General features: G+C 42.9%; 7 protein-coding genes, 9 tRNA genes and 4 rRNA genes. All 20 read left to right on the forward strand.

All coding sequences use genetic code 11. The features are described from left to right. Positions 1 to 53 precede the first annotated feature (53 nt). The 20 genes from rrf (BKP57_RS11335) to BKP57_RS11430 all read left to right on the forward strand — a co-directional run bounded on the left by rrf (BKP57_RS11335) (position 54) and on the right by BKP57_RS11430 (position 16266). A 5S ribosomal RNA gene (rrf, locus tag BKP57_RS11335) occupies positions 54 to 169 on the forward strand. Positions 170 to 220: 51 nt separating this feature from the next. Beyond that, a tRNA-Val gene (locus BKP57_RS11340) sits at positions 221 to 296 on the forward strand. A 2-nt stretch (positions 297 to 298) separates the two neighbouring features. Next, positions 299 to 374 (forward strand) — tRNA-Thr (locus BKP57_RS11345). Between the two features lie 39 nt (positions 375 to 413). Further along, positions 414 to 489 (forward strand) — tRNA-Lys (locus BKP57_RS11350). 12 nt (positions 490 to 501) lie between these two features. Continuing rightward, positions 502 to 586: transfer RNA gene (locus BKP57_RS11355), tRNA-Leu, on the forward strand. Between the two features lie 23 nt (positions 587 to 609). Continuing rightward, a tRNA-Gly gene (locus tag BKP57_RS11360) sits at positions 610 to 684 on the forward strand. Positions 685 to 690: 6 nt separating this feature from the next. Further along, positions 691 to 779 (forward strand) — tRNA-Leu (locus tag BKP57_RS11365). 3 nt (positions 780 to 782) lie between these two features. Continuing rightward, positions 783 to 859 (forward strand) — tRNA-Arg (locus BKP57_RS11370). 5 nt (positions 860 to 864) lie between these two features. After that, positions 865 to 941 (forward strand) — tRNA-Pro (locus tag BKP57_RS11375). A 10-nt stretch (positions 942 to 951) separates the two neighbouring features. Next, positions 952 to 1027, forward strand: a tRNA-Ala gene (locus BKP57_RS11380). A 142-nt stretch (positions 1028 to 1169) separates the two neighbouring features. After that, positions 1170 to 2734: ribosomal RNA gene (locus BKP57_RS11385) — 16S ribosomal RNA — on the forward strand. Between the two features lie 418 nt (positions 2735 to 3152). Then, positions 3153 to 6070, forward strand: a 23S ribosomal RNA gene (locus BKP57_RS11390). 159 nt (positions 6071 to 6229) lie between these two features. Then, positions 6230 to 6345: ribosomal RNA gene (gene rrf, locus BKP57_RS11395) — 5S ribosomal RNA — on the forward strand. The 16S, 23S and 5S rRNA genes sit together here with 9 tRNA genes alongside, the layout of an rRNA operon. Positions 6346 to 6934: 589 nt before the next feature. Beyond that, positions 6935 to 7633, forward strand: a complete 699-nt coding sequence (locus BKP57_RS11400) for an MgtC/SapB family protein (RefSeq protein ID WP_050349663.1) — start codon at positions 6935 to 6937, stop codon at positions 7631 to 7633. A 627-nt stretch (positions 7634 to 8260) separates the two neighbouring features. Beyond that, positions 8261 to 8728 carry a CtsR family transcriptional regulator gene (locus BKP57_RS11405; protein ID WP_050349662.1) on the forward strand — a complete coding sequence of 156 codons (468 nt, stop codon included), beginning with the start codon at positions 8261 to 8263 and terminating at the stop codon, positions 8726 to 8728. Positions 8729 to 8742: 14 nt separating this feature from the next. After that, positions 8743 to 9291, forward strand: a complete 549-nt coding sequence (locus BKP57_RS11410; protein WP_050349661.1) for a protein-arginine kinase activator protein McsA — start codon at positions 8743 to 8745, stop codon at positions 9289 to 9291. Further along, positions 9288 to 10352 carry a protein-arginine kinase McsB gene (locus BKP57_RS11415; protein WP_050349660.1) on the forward strand — a complete coding sequence of 355 codons (1065 nt, stop codon included), beginning with the start codon at positions 9288 to 9290 and terminating at the stop codon, positions 10350 to 10352. The genes BKP57_RS11410 and BKP57_RS11415 overlap by 4 nt, the downstream gene beginning before the upstream one ends. An 18-nt stretch (positions 10353 to 10370) precedes the next feature. Next, a complete protein-coding gene (gene clpC / locus BKP57_RS11420) occupies positions 10371 to 12797 on the forward strand; it encodes an ATP-dependent protease ATP-binding subunit ClpC (protein ID WP_050349659.1) in 2427 nt (808 codons plus the stop codon). 556 nt (positions 12798 to 13353) lie between these two features. After that, the gene (gene radA, locus BKP57_RS11425) at positions 13354 to 14727 is read left to right on the forward strand and encodes a DNA repair protein RadA (RefSeq protein ID WP_072741554.1); all 1374 of its coding nucleotides are present in this window, start codon (positions 13354 to 13356) and stop codon (positions 14725 to 14727) included. Positions 14728 to 15165: 438 nt separating this feature from the next. Further along, complete coding sequence (locus tag BKP57_RS11430; protein WP_050349676.1) at positions 15166 to 16266, forward strand: PIN/TRAM domain-containing protein; 1101 nt, start codon at positions 15166 to 15168, stop codon at positions 16264 to 16266. Positions 16267 to 16836: the final 570 nt, after the last annotated feature.

The following is a 16836-nucleotide window of genomic DNA, read 5'->3' on the forward strand; positions in this document are numbered from 1 at the left end:
TATAATAAGATTTGTGCCTATTTTTTAGCACAACATAACAAATAGCAACTTTGCCTGGTAGTAATGGCGGAGAGGTCACACCTGTTCCCATGCCGAACACAGAAGTTAAGCTCTCCAGCGCCGATGGTAGTTGGGGCTTTGCCCCTGCAAGAGTAGGACGCCGCCAGGCAATACATTATTTATTCATTGATGTTCGTAACGAATTATCGTTGCGTGCGTTGGAGGATTAGCTCAGCTGGGAGAGCACTTGCCTTACAAGCAAGGGGTCGCAGGTTCGAGCCCTGCATCCTCCACCATTGCCGGCCTAGCTCAATTGGTAGAGCAACTGACTTGTAATCAGTAGGTTGGGGGTTCAAGTCCTCTGGCCGGCACCATTTAACGTAATAGCGCAAATCTTGAATGAAAAAATATACGAGCCATTAGCTCAGTCGGTAGAGCATCTGACTTTTAATCAGAGGGTCGGAGGTTCGAATCCTCCATGGCTCACCATTCGTTTTTTTTGCGGGTGTGGCGGAATTGGCAGACGCGCTAGACTTAGGATCTAGTGTCTTCGGACGTGGGGGTTCAACTCCCTCCACCCGCACCATAAAATAAGAGTTTGGTCTTTATGCGGAAGTAGTTCAGTGGTAGAACACCACCTTGCCAAGGTGGGGGTCGCGGGTTCGAATCCCGTCTTCCGCTCCAAGCCAAGCCGGGGTGGCGGAATTGGCAGACGCACAGGACTTAAAATCCTGCGGTAGGTTTCTACCGTGCCGGTTCGAGTCCGGCCCTCGGCACCATATGCGCCCGTAGCTCAATTGGATAGAGCGTTTGACTACGGATCAAAAGGTTAGGGGTTCGACTCCTCTCGGGCGCGCCATCATACGGGAAGTAGCTCAGCTTGGTAGAGCACATGGTTTGGGACCATGGGGTCGCAGGTTCAAATCCTGTCTTCCCGACCAGTTTATATACGGGGCCTTAGCTCAGCTGGGAGAGCGCCTGCCTTGCACGCAGGAGGTCAGCGGTTCGATCCCGCTAGGCTCCACCAAAACAAATTTGCTCTTTGAAAACTGAACAAAACAACCAGTATGTCAAGAAAAGCAATCTCTGTTTTTCTTTTAAAAAATCGACCGAGAGCAATCTCGGAAGAAGCTAAGAATGATGAAGAACGGTGTTCATCATCACAAACTTTTATGGAGAGTTTGATCTTGGCTCAGGACGAACGCTGGCGGCGTGCCTAATACATGCAAGTCGAGCGCGGGAAGCAAGCAGATCTCCTTCGGGGGTGACGCTTGTGGAACGAGCGGCGGACGGGTGAGTAACACGTGGGCAACCTACCTGTAAGACTGGGATAACTCCGGGAAACCGGGGCTAATACCGGATGATACATATCGTCGCATGACGAGATGTTGAAAGGCGGCATATGCTGTCACTTACAGATGGGCCCGCGGCGCATTAGCTAGTTGGTGAGATAAAAGCTCACCAAGGCGACGATGCGTAGCCGACCTGAGAGGGTGATCGGCCACACTGGGACTGAGACACGGCCCAGACTCCTACGGGAGGCAGCAGTAGGGAATCTTCCGCAATGGACGAAAGTCTGACGGAGCAACGCCGCGTGAGTGATGAAGGTTTTCGGATCGTAAAACTCTGTTGTTAGGGAAGAACAAGTGCCATTCGAATAGGTTGGCACCTTGACGGTACCTAACCAGAAAGCCCCGGCTAACTACGTGCCAGCAGCCGCGGTAATACGTAGGGGGCAAGCGTTGTCCGGAATTATTGGGCGTAAAGCGCGCGCAGGCGGTCCTTTAAGTCTGATGTGAAAGCCCACGGCTTAACCGTGGAGGGCCATTGGAAACTGGGGGACTTGAGTACAGAAGAGGAGAGTGGAATTCCACGTGTAGCGGTGAAATGCGTAGAGATGTGGAGGAACACCAGTGGCGAAGGCGACTCTCTGGTCTGTAACTGACGCTGAGGTGCGAAAGCGTGGGTAGCGAACAGGATTAGATACCCTGGTAGTCCACGCCGTAAACGATGAGTGCTAGGTGTTAGGGGGTTTCCGCCCCTTAGTGCTGAAGTTAACGCATTAAGCACTCCGCCTGGGGAGTACGGCCGCAAGGCTGAAACTCAAAAGAATTGACGGGGACCCGCACAAGCGGTGGAGCATGTGGTTTAATTCGAAGCAACGCGAAGAACCTTACCAGGTCTTGACATCCTCTGACGCCCCTAGAGATAGGGAGTTCCCTTCGGGGACAGAGTGACAGGTGGTGCATGGTTGTCGTCAGCTCGTGTCGTGAGATGTTGGGTTAAGTCCCGCAACGAGCGCAACCCTTGATCTTAGTTGCCAGCATTTAGTTGGGCACTCTAAGGTGACTGCCGGTGACAAACCGGAGGAAGGTGGGGATGACGTCAAATCATCATGCCCCTTATGACCTGGGCTACACACGTGCTACAATGGATGGAACAAAGGGCAGCGAAGCCGCGAGGCCAAGCAAATCCCATAAAACCATTCTCAGTTCGGATTGCAGGCTGCAACTCGCCTGCATGAAGCCGGAATCGCTAGTAATCGCGGATCAGCATGCCGCGGTGAATACGTTCCCGGGTCTTGTACACACCGCCCGTCACACCACGAGAGTTGGTAACACCCGAAGTCGGTGAGGTAACCTTTTGGAGCCAGCCGCCGAAGGTGGGACCAATGATTGGGGTGAAGTCGTAACAAGGTAGCCGTATCGGAAGGTGCGGCTGGATCACCTCCTTTCTAAGGAATAGATAGGAAGCTTTGGCGTTGTTTGAACGTTGAAGCTAGACTATGCGGAAGACATACTTGGTTGTTTGGTTCAGTTTTGAGAGAGTAAATTATACCTCTCAAGGATAAAAGGATTTTCTGTTAAAATCCGTCACGTCCTGTGACGAACACAGAAGTCACGACATCCTGTAGAAACTTTGTACCTTGAAAACTAAATAAGAGTAACAACGACATCAAACTAAAAGCGGAAGCGAATGTGTAGCGATGTACAGACTGGACTGACTCGAAGGAGATAAAGGAAACACGGTGAACGCAAGTGAATCGATGTTGACTTATCGTATGGAGAGGAAGGAAGTCATGCTATTGCTATGAGCTGAAGCTAGAAAACCAAAAGCTGAAAAGTAATATGCTTATTCATAAATAGAAAGTTAGTTAAGTGAATAAGGGCGCACGGTGGATGCCTTGGCACTAGGAGCCGAAGAAGGACGGGACTAACACCGATATGTCCCGGGGAGTCGTAAGTAGACGTCGATCCGGGAATTTCCGAATGGGGGAACCCACTGCTCGTAATGGAGTAGTACTTTTATCTGAATTCATAGGATAGAAGAGGCATACCCGGGGAACTGAAACATCTCAGTACCCGGAGGAAGAGAAAGCAAATGCGATTTCCCAAGTAGCGGCGAGCGAAACGGAAACAGCCCAAACCAGAAGGCTTGCCTTCTGGGGTTGTAGGACACTCCATAGGAGTTATCAAGAGATTCTTTAGATGAAGCGATCTGGAAAGATCCGCCAAAGAAGGTAACAGCCCTGTAATCGAAAAGGAATCTCCTCCGGAGTGTATCCTGAGTACGGCGGAACACGAGGAATTCCGTCGGAATCCGGGAGGACCATCTCCCAAGGCTAAATACTCCCTAGTGACCGATAGTGAACCAGTACCGTGAGGGAAAGGTGAAAAGCACCCCGGGAGGGGAGTGAAAGAGAACCTGAAACCGTGTGCCTACAAGTAGTCGAAGCCCGTTAATGGGTGACGGCGTACCTTTTGTAGAATGGACCGGCGAGTTACGATCGTATGCAAGGTTAAGTGGAAGACACGGAGCCGCAGCGAAAGCGAGTCTGAATAGGGCGATATAGTATGCGGTCGTAGACCCGAAACCGTGTGATCTACCCATGTCCAGGGTGAAGGTCAGGTAACACTGACTGGAGGCCCGAACCCACGTATGTTGAAAAATGCGGGGATGAGGTGTGGGTAGGGGTGAAATGCCAATCGAACACGGAGATAGCTGGTTCTCTCCGAAATAGCTTTAGGGCTAGCCTCAAGGAAAGAGTACTGGAGGTAGAGCACTGATTGAACTAGGGGCCCTCATCGGGTTACCGAATTCAGTCAAACTCCGAATGCCAGCTACTTATCCTTGGGAGTCAGACTATGGGTGATAAGGTTCATAGTCGAAAGGGAAACAGCCCAGACCGCCAGCTAAGGTCCCAAAGTATACGTTAAGTGGAAAAGGATGTGGAGTTGCCCAGACAACCAGGATGTTGGCTTAGAAGCAGCCACCATTTAAAGAGTGCGTAATAGCTCACTGGTCGAGTGACTCTGCGCCGAAAATGTACCGGGGCTAAACGTATCACCGAAGCTGCGGATTGTTCTACGAACAATGGTAGGAGAGCGTTCAAAGTGCAGTGAAGTCAGATCGTGAGGACTGGTGGAGCGCTTTGAAGTGAGAATGCCGGTATGAGTAGCGAAAAAAGAGTGAGAATCTCTTTCACCGAATGCCTAAGGTTTCCTGAGGAAGGCTCGTCCTCTCAGGGTTAGTCGGGACCTAAGCCGAGGCCGAAAGGCGTAGGCGATGGACAACAGGTAGATATTCCTGTACCACCTCATGAACGTTTGAACGATGGGGGGACGCAGTAGGATAAGGAATGCGCACGGATGGATGTGTGCGCCCAAGCAGTGAGAAAGTCGGATAGGCAAATCCGTCCGATAATTTCAAGCTGTGACGGGGAGGGAAATAGAGTACCGAAGTTCCGGATTTCACACTGCCAAGAAAAGCCTCTAGTAAGTTCATAGGTGCCCGTACCGCAAACCGACACAGGTAGGCGAGGAGAGAATCCTAAGGTGAGCGGGAGAACTCTCGTTAAGGAACTCGGCAAAATGACCCCGTAACTTCGGGAGAAGGGGTGCTCCTTTAAGGAGGAGCCGCAGTGAATAGGCCCAAGCGACTGTTTAGCAAAAACACAGGTCTCTGCGAAGCCGAAAGGCGAAGTATAGGGGCTGACACCTGCCCGGTGCTGGAAGGTTAAGGGGAAACGTTAGTGCTTCGGCACGAAGCGTAGAACCGAAGCCCCAGTAAACGGCGGCCGTAACTATAACGGTCCTAAGGTAGCGAAATTCCTTGTCGGGTAAGTTCCGACCCGCACGAAAGGTGCAACGACTTGGGCACTGTCTCAACGAGAGACCCGGTGAAATTATACTATGCGTGAAGATGCGCATTACCCGCGACAGGACGGAAAGACCCCGTGGAGCTTTACTGTAGCCTGATATTGAATGTTGGTACAGCTTGTACAGGATAGGTGGGAGCCATCGAAGCGTGAGCGCTAGCTTACGTGGAGGCAACCGTGGGATACCACCCTGGCTGTACGAACCTTCTAACCCAGGGCCGTGATCCGGTCCGGAGACAGTGTCAGGCGGGCAGTTTGACTGGGGCGGTCGCCTCCCAAAAGGTAACGGAGGCGCCCAAAGGTTCCCTCAGAATGGTTGGAAATCATTCGCAGAGTGTAAAGGCAGAAGGGAGCTTGACTGCGAGACCTACAAGTCGAGCAGGGACGAAAGTCGGGCTTAGTGATCCGGTGGTTCCGCATGGAAGGGCCATCGCTCAACGGATAAAAGCTACCCCGGGGATAACAGGCTTATCTCCCCCAAGAGTTCACATCGACGGGGAGGTTTGGCACCTCGATGTCGGCTCATCGCATCCTGGGGCTGTAGTCGGTCCCAAGGGTTGGGCTGTTCGCCCATTAAAGCGGTACGCGAGCTGGGTTCAGAACGTCGTGAGACAGTTCGGTCCCTATCCGTCGTGGGCGCAGGAGGTTTGAGAGGAGCTGTCCTTAGTACGAGAGGACCGGGATGGACACACCGCTGGTGTACCAGTTGTTCCGCCAGGAGCATAGCTGGGTAGCTACGTGTGGCAGGGATAAGTGCTGAAAGCATCTAAGCATGAAGCCCCCCTCAAGATGAGACTTCCCATCACTAAAAGTGAGTAAGATCCCTCAGAGATGATGAGGTTGATAGGTCCGAGGTGGAAGCGTGGTGACACGTGTAGCTGACGGATACTAATCGATCGAGGACTTAACTAACCATTTTGGAAGATGAATCGTTGGATGATCTCTTATTTAGTTTTCGAGGTATAAATCAGGAATCGATTTTTTTCAACAAAAATCTTGATTTTTTCTCAAAAACGCTTATAATAAGATTTGTGCCTATTTTTTAGCACAACATAACAAATAGCAACTTTGCCTGGTAGTAATGGCGGAGAGGTCACACCTGTTCCCATGCCGAACACAGAAGTTAAGCTCTCCAGCGCCGATGGTAGTTGGGGCTTTGCCCCTGCAAGAGTAGGACGCCGCCAGGCAATAAGGTGAAAACTGACACATCAAATAAGATGGTCAGTTTTTTTGTGTGCCTAGGACATTATACAATTCAGGCTCTATACTAAATGTATTGATACCCCTATATTAGAGTTAAGATAAAAAATACATTCTCACTCTATCTGGTCTATTGGTTGTTGAGAAACAATTAACTGTCCTCTACTTAGATTTATGGGTAAGTGAAAAAGATGTTAATAGCGAGAAATTAATGAAAAATATAATGAAATCTGACAGTTAAATATAGCATCTTATATTCCCAAGTAAAGTTAAAGTAAAACAGACAAGAGTAAATACCATTAACATTGTAAAACCCTTCTTAAACTTAAGCCTAGCTCACCTGCCGCTACCCAATTTAAGAAGGACACCTTAAATAGTTGATATACTAGAGATTAAAAATAAATATGTAGAGGTATGACAAATTAAGTAGGATCTTTAGGAGAGGACCCTTTCTTATATCATCGCTAGAATTCCTTTCCTGCTATAAAGAAATAAACAAGATCCTTTTCACATATACATTCAAGTACGTACACTGCATTTATATGTTAAAATCTTTAACAATAGGGGGAGTTTGCATTGAAGGAATTATTTAATGAACTTTTAGGCGACCATTTTTATATTATATTAATACGAGTGCTTGTTGCATTATTCCTCTCTGGATTAATTGGATTTGAAAGAGAGTTAAAAAATCATTCAGCCGGCTTTCGGACCCATATTTTAGTTGGAGTAGGCTCTTGTTTAATGATGTTGCTTTCTTTATTTGGATTTGAATTTTTTTTAGAAGAGTATGATAACATTCGCTTTGATCCTGCAAGAATACCATCTTATGTGATCAGTGGTATAGGATTTTTAGGTGCTGGTACAATAATTGTTTATGGTGGTACGATTAGAGGATTGACAACAGCAGCTTCTATATGGACAGTTGCGGGGCTAGGATTAGTTGTAGGTGCAGGAATGTATGCAGCAGCAGTATTAACAACGGCAATTATATTACTTAGTCTTATTTTTCTTAATAACTTTGAACGTCTATTCAGACGTGGAAAATCATCACATGTTATTCAAATTGTCACAGTACCAGACTTACCTGTACATGAAGTAGTTGCTGTGTTTGACAAATATCATATGGCGATCAAGAAAGTAGAAATTTCCAAATCAGAAAATAACCATCGAAACATCTATATAGTTATTGAAAGAAATACAGATTTAGATCGAATCGCCTTGTTTGCTGAAATTTCGCAAATAAATCATGTTAGAAGTGTAACCGAATTAACGTAAGCACGAAACATCAACATAGTCAAGTCTCAAAATTATTTTAGAATTGGGTTACATTGCTTTTTAAATACGTTCAGATTAGATGGGAATTCCAATGATAGTGGAAACCCATTTTTTTCATTATATAGGAACCTATAAAATTAGGAGCTTATGGATAATGAAATAACCGACTAGTCACGTCCTGCGCATGAGCCCAGCAACTATGCGTCTTTAGAAATGCGCCCTACAATAAGTCATCATCGGTTCGTGGCAAAGAGGAAGGCCGACTAAAAACGGGCTTGCCGCCCAGACGTCGGCATACCCCTGTTTTAGTGGCATGATTCCTTTATCTTTAGTTGATTCGTTGCATTCGCTACGTTGTTAAACGGGAGCTTGCGCCTTTGTTCTTAGAATAAGCTTTAAAATTCTGTAGCAAGTGAGCTGCTTAAATAAAATTGATTTGCTTGCTATTATTGCTGAATATGCTATTTGTTTTTAAACCATTCTCTTTTTGTGTTTTTTAATAGTTATTTTTGTCTACAATAAACATAGATCTTGTATTTGCATCTTCTGTAATTTCCCGTATAATAAAAGTATAGTCAAAGATAGTCAAAGTCAAAAGTTTGTTTCTATATAAAAGGGGGTGGGCATATGAGTAATATATCAGATGTAATTGAAAATTATTTAAAGCAAATTCTTCAGGCAAAAGGTAAAAATGTGATTGAAATTAAACGAAGTGAGATAGCTGACCAATTTCAATGTGTCCCCTCACAAATTAACTATGTAATTAATACTCGATTTACCGTGGAAAAGGGTTATATTGTCGAGAGTAAGCGTGGTGGTGGAGGTTATATCCGGATTATGCGAGTCATCCACCAGGATGAGTCAAAGCTGATTGATGAAATTATTGAAATGATTAATCCATCCGTATCACAACAAAAAGCGGTCGGTATATTGGAAAGATTGCTTGAGGAAGAATTGGTCACTGAACGAGAGGCAAAAATTATGTTAAGTGCAATAGAAAGAACGACGTTGCCATTTCAGTTACCATTACGAGATGAAATTCGTGCACGTGTATTAACGTCCATGCTTACAACACTCAAGTATTTAAATAAATAGGGAGGAGTGTGAACATGCAATGTCAAGAATGTCATAAACGTCCTGCGACGCTTCATTTCACACAGATTATTCAAGGACAAAAAATGGAGGTTCATGTTTGCAATGTCTGTGCAAAGGAAAAAGGGTATATGACCTATCCAGAAGACGGTTATTCGCTGCATCATTTACTTTCCGGGTTATTTAATTTTGACACCTCTGGTTTAACCAGTACACATGCTGAAAACTACCAGCAATCAAAGGATTTACAATGCCCAAAATGTGAAATGACTTTTTCCCAATTTAAGCAAATAGGAAAATTTGGCTGTGCTGTTTGTTATGAAACTTTTAATGAACGCTTAGACCCCATATTCCGCAGAGTGCATGCTGGTAATATAAAGCATAATGGGAAAATACCGAAACGCCAAGGTGGAGATTTGCATAAGAAAAAACAATTGGAGGATTTAAAGCTGCATTTGAAAAAGTTAATTGAAAATGAAGAATTTGAAGAAGCAGCTAAAGTAAGGGATCAAATAAGAGCTTTGAATCAGGATGACGATCATTCAGAGGCAGGTGATCAATCATGACATTGCAGCAGTTTATGAACGAAGCGATTAGTCCTTGGATGCGAAAGGACGGACCGGATAGTGACATCGTATTAAGTAGCCGAATTCGCCTTGCGCGCAACTTTGCTAATGTGCCATATCCAATAGCTGCTGATCCAAAGGAATTGGAGGAAATACGCAGTTTCTTTAAAGAGAAATATGAAGGGCAGGATTTTGGTTCGTATAAAGATTTAGCATTTGTGTCCATTCGAGATTTGTCTGCCATAGAGCGGCGTGTGTTGGTAGAAAAACATTTGATTAGTCCTTTATTAGCAAAGCATTCAGAGGCTGCAGCTGTGCTTATTTCAGAAAATGAGCAAGTATCTCTCATGATAAATGAAGAAGACCATATCCGATTGCAACTTTATTTACCTGGTTTTCAATTGTCAGAAGCTTTGCAGCAAGCATTTGAATTTGATGATTGGCTGGAGGAGAAAATAAACTATGCTTTCGATGAAACAAGAGGTTACTTGACTAGCTGCCCGACTAATGTAGGAACTGGGATGCGAGCTTCTGTTATGATGCACCTTCCAGCATTAGTTCTAACGAAGCAAATCAACCGAATGATTCCGGCTATTAACCAGTTAGGGTTAGTTGTACGTGGCATTTATGGTGAAGGTAGTGAAGCTCAAGGAAATATTTTTCAAATTTCGAATCAAATTACCCTTGGAAAATCCGAACAAGATATTGTGGCCGATTTACAAAGTGTCGTAAAACAATTAATTGAACAGGAACGATACGCTCGTCAGCAATTAATAAAGCAGTCTGGAGATAAGTTGGAAGATCGCATTTACCGCTCCTACGGCGTTTTGGCGTATGCGCGAATTATTGAATCTAAAGAGGCTGCAACATGTTTATCGAATGTACGGTTAGGAATTGACTTGGGACTATTAAAAAATGTTTCACGAAATATTCTAAATGAATTAATGATCTTAACACAACCAGGATTTTTACAGCATTATGCTAAAAAAACATTAGCTGCAAGCGAACGCGACCAATTGCGAGCTTCTCTTATTCGCCAACGGTTGCAATTAGAGCAATAGATAGGAGGATACTAATATATGATGTCTGGACGTTTTACTGAAAGGGCGCAAAAAGTGCTCGCGCTTTCCCAAGAAGAAGCTGTGCGATTGGGGCATAATAATATTGGAACAGAACATATTTTGTTAGGGCTTGTCCGCGAAGGAGAAGGCATTGCTGCAAAAGCATTACAATCACTTGGGCTAGAAATTTCCAAAATTCAAGAAGAAGTGGAAAAGCTGATTGGCGTTGGAAAGCAGCCAATGCAAACAATCCACTATACACCGCGTGCTAAAAAAGTGGTGGAACTTTGTCAAGATGAAGCACGTAAGCTGGGACATTCTTATGTAGGGACAGAGCATATTTTACTCGGGCTTATCCGCGAAGGAGAAGGTGTTGCTGCCAGGGTTTTAAATAACTTAGGTGTTAGTTTGAATAAAGCTAGGCAGCAGGTTTTACAGCTACTAGGAAGTAACGAATCACAGGCAAATCGCCAAGGACGTGGGCAACAATCCAGTGCTAATACACCGACACTTGATTCGCTGGCACGTGATTTGACTGTGAGCGCAAAGGAAGGAAATATTGACCCGGTAATTGGACGAAGTAAGGAAATTGAACGTGTCATTCAAGTTTTAAGCCGTCGTACGAAGAACAACCCGGTATTAATCGGAGAGCCAGGGGTAGGGAAAACCGCTGTCGCTGAAGGTCTTGCTCAGCAGATTATTCAAAACGAAGTACCGGAAACATTACGAGATAAGCGAGTCATGACTCTTGATATGGGAACGGTTGTTGCCGGTACAAAATATCGCGGAGAATTTGAAGATCGGCTGAAAAAGGTAATGGAGGAAATTCGCCAAGCCGGAAATATTATCTTGTTTATTGATGAATTGCATACATTAATTGGTGCAGGCGGTGCTGAAGGTGCTATTGATGCTTCCAATATTTTAAAGCCTTCGCTTGCTCGTGGGGAATTGCAATGTATTGGTGCAACGACGTTAGATGAATATCGCAAATATATAGAAAAAGACGCCGCCCTTGAGCGCAGATTCCAACCTATTCAAGTGGATGAACCAACGTTGGAAGAAACGATTCAAATTTTGAAAGGGTTGCGTGATCGCTACGAAGCACATCACCGGGTCACGATTACGGATGAGGCGATCGAAGCAGCTACTAATTTATCTGACCGTTATATTACCGACAGATTTTTGCCGGATAAGGCAATCGACTTAATCGATGAAGCGGGATCTAAAGTTCGTTTAAAATCCTATACAGTTCCGCCAAACTTGAAGGAGCTTGAACAGAAGCTAGAAGAAGTCCGAAAAGAAAAGGATGCTGCCGTACAGAGTCAGGAATTTGAAAAAGCTGCTTCGCTTCGCGATTCAGAGCAAAGGCTACGTGAAGAGGTCGCTGAGACAAAGAAGAAGTGGAAAGAAAAGCAAGGACAAACAGATACAGAAGTTACTGTTGAAGATATAGCAAGTGTCGTATCTATCTGGACAGGAGTGCCTGTGTCGAAATTAACAAAGGACGAGAGTGATCGCCTGCTCAACATGGAAGAGATACTTCATAATCGTGTGATTGGGCAAGAAGAAGCTGTAAATGCTGTTTCAAAAGCAATTCGCAGAGCGCGAGCAGGTTTGAAGGATCCAAAACGTCCAATTGGTTCCTTTATTTTCCTAGGTCCAACAGGAGTTGGGAAAACAGAATTAGCTCGTGCTTTAGCTGAAGCGATGTTTGCTGATGAGGATGCTATGATTCGAATTGATATGTCGGAGTATATGGAAAAGCATGCTACTTCTCGTCTAGTCGGATCACCTCCTGGTTATGTAGGGTATGAAGAAGGTGGTCAATTAACGGAGAAAGTACGTAGAAAACCATATTCTGTTGTGCTATTAGATGAAGTAGAAAAGGCACACCCAGAGGTATTTAACATCTTATTGCAAGTCCTTGAGGATGGACGTTTAACAGATTCAAAAGGACGTGTGGTTGATTTTCGTAATACGGTATTGATTATGACATCGAACGTCGGTGCTAGCGAATTAAAACGAAATAAGTATGTAGGCTTTAATTTAGGTGAGGAAGGCCAAGATTATAAAAATATGAAATCAAAAGTTACCGAAGAGTTGAAAAAAGCGTTTCGACCAGAATTTTTAAATCGGATTGATGAAACAATCGTCTTCCATTCCCTGGAGAAAAAGCATATGAAGCATATCGTCACATTAATGATCCAGCAGCTACAGAAGCGCTTAAAGGATCAGGATATTGACTTCTCACTTACGGACAAAGCATTAGAAAAAATTGCCAACGAAGGGTTTGATCCGGAATATGGAGCAAGACCGCTTCGCCGCTCCATTCAAAAGAATATAGAGGATTTATTGTCCGAGGAATTACTAAAAGGAACGATTGAAAAAGGACAACGAGTCAAAATCGGTTTAAACAATAAAGGGGAATTTATTATTCTTCCGTAATCTCTTCATCGAAGGAAAATGTGAACAGACCTTTCATAAAAAACGATCCTTCCGTGGGAACAATAGGTTCACGGAAGGAGTTTTTTTAATTGGATATACGCATAAGGTGATAGTAGTTTTCAGAGTAGCAACTCTTCAGCTCAACTGCAAAAGTGACAGCAAACTTTCTCTATATGTGGAATTTTAAAATTCGCGCTGTTTAAGCTAACCCGCGAATGCCTGTAGGAGTGGCTTTACGCTAGCAAAATTTTTAATAATGAAGCATTAAGATTGGTTATGAATTAGGTAGATCGACCTGTTCTATTTACAAAATAATAGATGATGCGGACCATTTTTTTATCACTAAAATATGTTAAACTAATAAAAATAAGGGTAAAAAGAGATATTTATATATATATAAACAGATTGAACTGAAATGAATTACACATGGTATTAAACACAGTAGATGTTGGATTTGTGGCAGGACTATGGAAATATGTAGACAAAATGATAGGAACCTGTAACTTTTTGGTTGTTAAAATCGTATATAATAGATAAGTGAAGGGGTAGTGGTAAGTTGGCAAAACGAAAAACGAAATTTGTTTGTCAGGAATGTGGCTATGAAGCAGCAAAATGGCTCGGGAAATGTCCCGGTTGCAATAATTGGAATACATTTGTAGAAGAAATAGAAGTCACTGGTGGCAGACAAAAACAAGCTTTTCATACTGGGAATAGATCAGTTGGAAAGCCTGAAAAAATAACCGCAATTAAATCACAGCAAGAACCGAGGATAACAACAAGTATGAAAGAGTTTAATCGTGTGCTTGGTGGCGGTATTGTACCAGGATCCCTTGTGTTAATCGGTGGAGATCCCGGAATTGGTAAATCTACTTTATTATTGCAAATATCATCACAATTGGCAGATAAAAGCTTATCCGTACTATATATTTCTGGAGAAGAATCAACGAGACAAACGAAGCTGCGGGCTGATCGCTTAGGTGTTACCTCCGATTCATTATATGTATTAGCTGAAACGAATTTATTGGATATAGCAAATCAAATTGAAACAATAAAGCCATCCTTTGTCGTTATTGATTCGATTCAAACCATCTATCGTGAAGAAATCACAAGTGCTCCGGGAAGTGTTTCCCAAGTAAGAGAATGTACCTCCGAATTGATGAAACTAGCAAAAACAAACGGTATACCGATATTTATAGTGGGACATGTGACGAAAGAGGGTTCAATTGCAGGACCAAGACTTTTGGAGCATATGGTTGATGCTGTACTTTATTTTGAAGGGGAACGTCATCATACGTACCGAATATTACGGGGCGTGAAGAATCGATTTGGCAGTACGAACGAAATGGGTATTTTTGAAATGAAAGAGGAAGGGTTGCGCGAGGTTTTAAATCCTTCTGAAATATTTTTGGAAGAGCGCTCACAAGGGGCCTCCGGGTCTACTGTTGTAGCTTCCATGGAAGGCACAAGACCAGTACTGGTTGAGATACAAGCATTAATTTCCCCTACTGCATTCGGGAATCCGCGTAGAATGGCGACGGGAGTAGATCAGAATCGCGTTCCGCTTCTAATGGCCGTGTTGGAAAAGCGGGTCGGGTTAATGCTACAAAATCAGGATGCATATATAAAAGTGGCTGGCGGAGTTAAGCTAGATGAACCTGCCATTGACTTAGCGATTGCTGTTAGTATCGCTTCAAGCTTCCGTGACCAACCTACAAAACCGGAAGATATTTTTATTGGGGAAGTCGGTTTGACTGGTGAAATAAGGCGTGTTTCTCGAATTGAACAGCGCGTTCAAGAGGCTGCAAAGCTAGGATTTAAACGAGTAATTTGTCCTAAAAATAATTTAGGTGGATGGACAGCTCCAAATAACATTGAAATTATTGGTGTGAGTTCCGTACAGGAAGCGTTACAAATCGGGGTAAGTAGATAAGTTTTGTTTTTATTATGATTTATAAAATCATATGAATTAATATGTTTTATTTAAATGTCCGGAAAAAGTATCCTTTTTTGTTCACTGCTTTTATCCAACAAACACCAATACTACAAGAACAATAAGCAGATTTATGTATATATAAGGAGTAATAAAGTTAGCAAGGAATATATTGCTATTTTTCAAGACTTCCAGATATAAAGTCTTGTTTTTAGAACTTGTTAGGTGTTAAGGAAAAGCCTTACTGAATGACTTTTCGTTTTATGTATGGATCTTGTACAGGTTATAACGATTAGTTATTATAAATAAGGTTTTAAGCTTTTTCTTCCATCGAAATTCGCAATGCAAATTGTTATATGGAAATTATTTCTTTTTATTATTTTTCAAGGATTATTTTTTTTCATCTTAGGCAATAATATAAGTTAGGAGGTGGCATTGCTGATGAAAAAGATTGTTCATTTGTTTTTTCTTATCTTAGGAGGAACGATCGGCTATCTTTATGTTCCTGTTTTTTTAGCACTATTAAATATTGCTGATTCTAACTGGATATTTTCTCCGTATGTGGGAATGATAGTCGGTGCTATTATTTTCTTTCTCATATCATATTGGCTTGTCGATTATATTGTAGGGTTTTTAAAATGGGTAGAGGAAGCACTTATTCGCCTGCCTGCAGGTGATTTGTTTTCAGGAACGTTAGGTCTCATGGCCGGTTTGTTTATTGCATTTCTAGTTACCATACCTATAGGAGATATTAATATTAAATTAGTTTCACAAACTCTTCCATTGTTTGTAACGGTTTTATTAGGCTATCTAGGATTTCAAGTCGGGTTTCGCCGGCGTGAAGAGATTGTCAATTTATTTAATATTAATCGAAAGGAAAAAGAGAAGCGGAAAGTGTCTGAAGGTGATACGAGTAATTCTCCTATACATCCAAAAGCAAAAATATTGGATACAAGCGTTATTATAGATGGTCGGATCGCTGATATTTGTCAGACGAATTTCCTTGAAGGAACAATAGTCATTCCGCAATTTGTTCTTGGTGAGTTACAGCATATTGCTGATTCTTCGGACGTATTAAAACGAAATCGAGGTCGTAGAGGTTTAGACGTTTTAAATCGGATCCAAAAAGATCTACCTGTAAAAGTTGAAATCTATGAAGGTGATTTTGAAGAAATCCATGAGGTGGACAGCAAATTAATCAAGTTGGCAAAAGTGATTAATGGTATTGTTGTAACTAACGATTTTAACTTAAATAAAGTATGTGATTTGCAAAGTGTTCCAGTTTTAAATATTAATGATTTGGCTAATGCTGTGAAGCCAGTCGTATTACCTGGTGAAGAATTGACGGTACATGTGATTAAAGATGGGAAAGAGCATAATCAAGGGATCGCTTACCTTGATGATGGAACGATGATTGTTGTTGAAGAAGGAAGAAACTATATTGGCAAAACTATTGAAGTGCTAATTACAAGTGTGTTGCAAACGTCAGCTGGTAGAATGATTTTTGCGAAACCAAAATTACTTGAAAAAGCGCTATAAAAAGGGTATAACTTATAAAGGATAGGCAAAAGTGATAACAGTGGTTGTTATCACTTTTGTTATACGGTTAACCAAAGTATAATTAATATTGAAATCATTTTATATCTCTCAAGTAGCTATGAGGCGAATATTCGATTTTTTTGAAGATAAGAAACCACCATGGCTCGCCAAGAGCGCGAGCCACCATCTATGATGAAAAATTTTGCTATATAATGTTTAGATTATTGAAATACTACCTAAAATAAATAACTTATATAATGGTAAAATAGCGTTTTTTTCATACAAAAGTATAAAATGAGGTGCTTGGGGTAACGAACCGAATAGCCACGTCCGGCGCATGAGCCCAGCAACGATGCGACTTTAGAAATGCGCCCTACGATAAGGCCTCATCGGTTCGCGGCAAAGAGGAAGGCCGACTAAAACCGGGCTTGCCGTGCCGCTCAGGCGTCGGCATACCCCTGTTTTTAGTGGCATGATTCCTTTATCTTTAGTTGATTCGTTCCATTCGCTACGTTGCTAAACGGGCGCTTGCGCCTTTGTTTCAGAGACCTTTAGATCATTCCCTTGCAG

This window comes from Virgibacillus sp. 6R (assembly GCF_001895305.1).
In the GTDB taxonomy this organism is placed as follows: domain Bacteria; phylum Bacillota; class Bacilli; order Bacillales; family Amphibacillaceae; genus Virgibacillus; species Virgibacillus pantothenticus.

Bases quoted from the DNA above. Each gene is read 5' to 3' on its own strand.
- BKP57_RS11405 (WP_050349662.1), top strand. From the start codon at position 8,261: ATGAGTAATATATCAGATGTAATTGAAAATTATTTAAAGCAAATTCTT.
- BKP57_RS11410 (WP_050349661.1), top strand. From the start codon at position 8,743: ATGCAATGTCAAGAATGTCATAAACGTCCTGCGACGCTTCATTTCACA.
- BKP57_RS11415 (WP_050349660.1), top strand. From the start codon at position 9,288: ATGACATTGCAGCAGTTTATGAACGAAGCGATTAGTCCTTGGATGCGA.
- clpC (WP_050349659.1), top strand. From the start codon at position 10,371: ATGATGTCTGGACGTTTTACTGAAAGGGCGCAAAAAGTGCTCGCGCTT.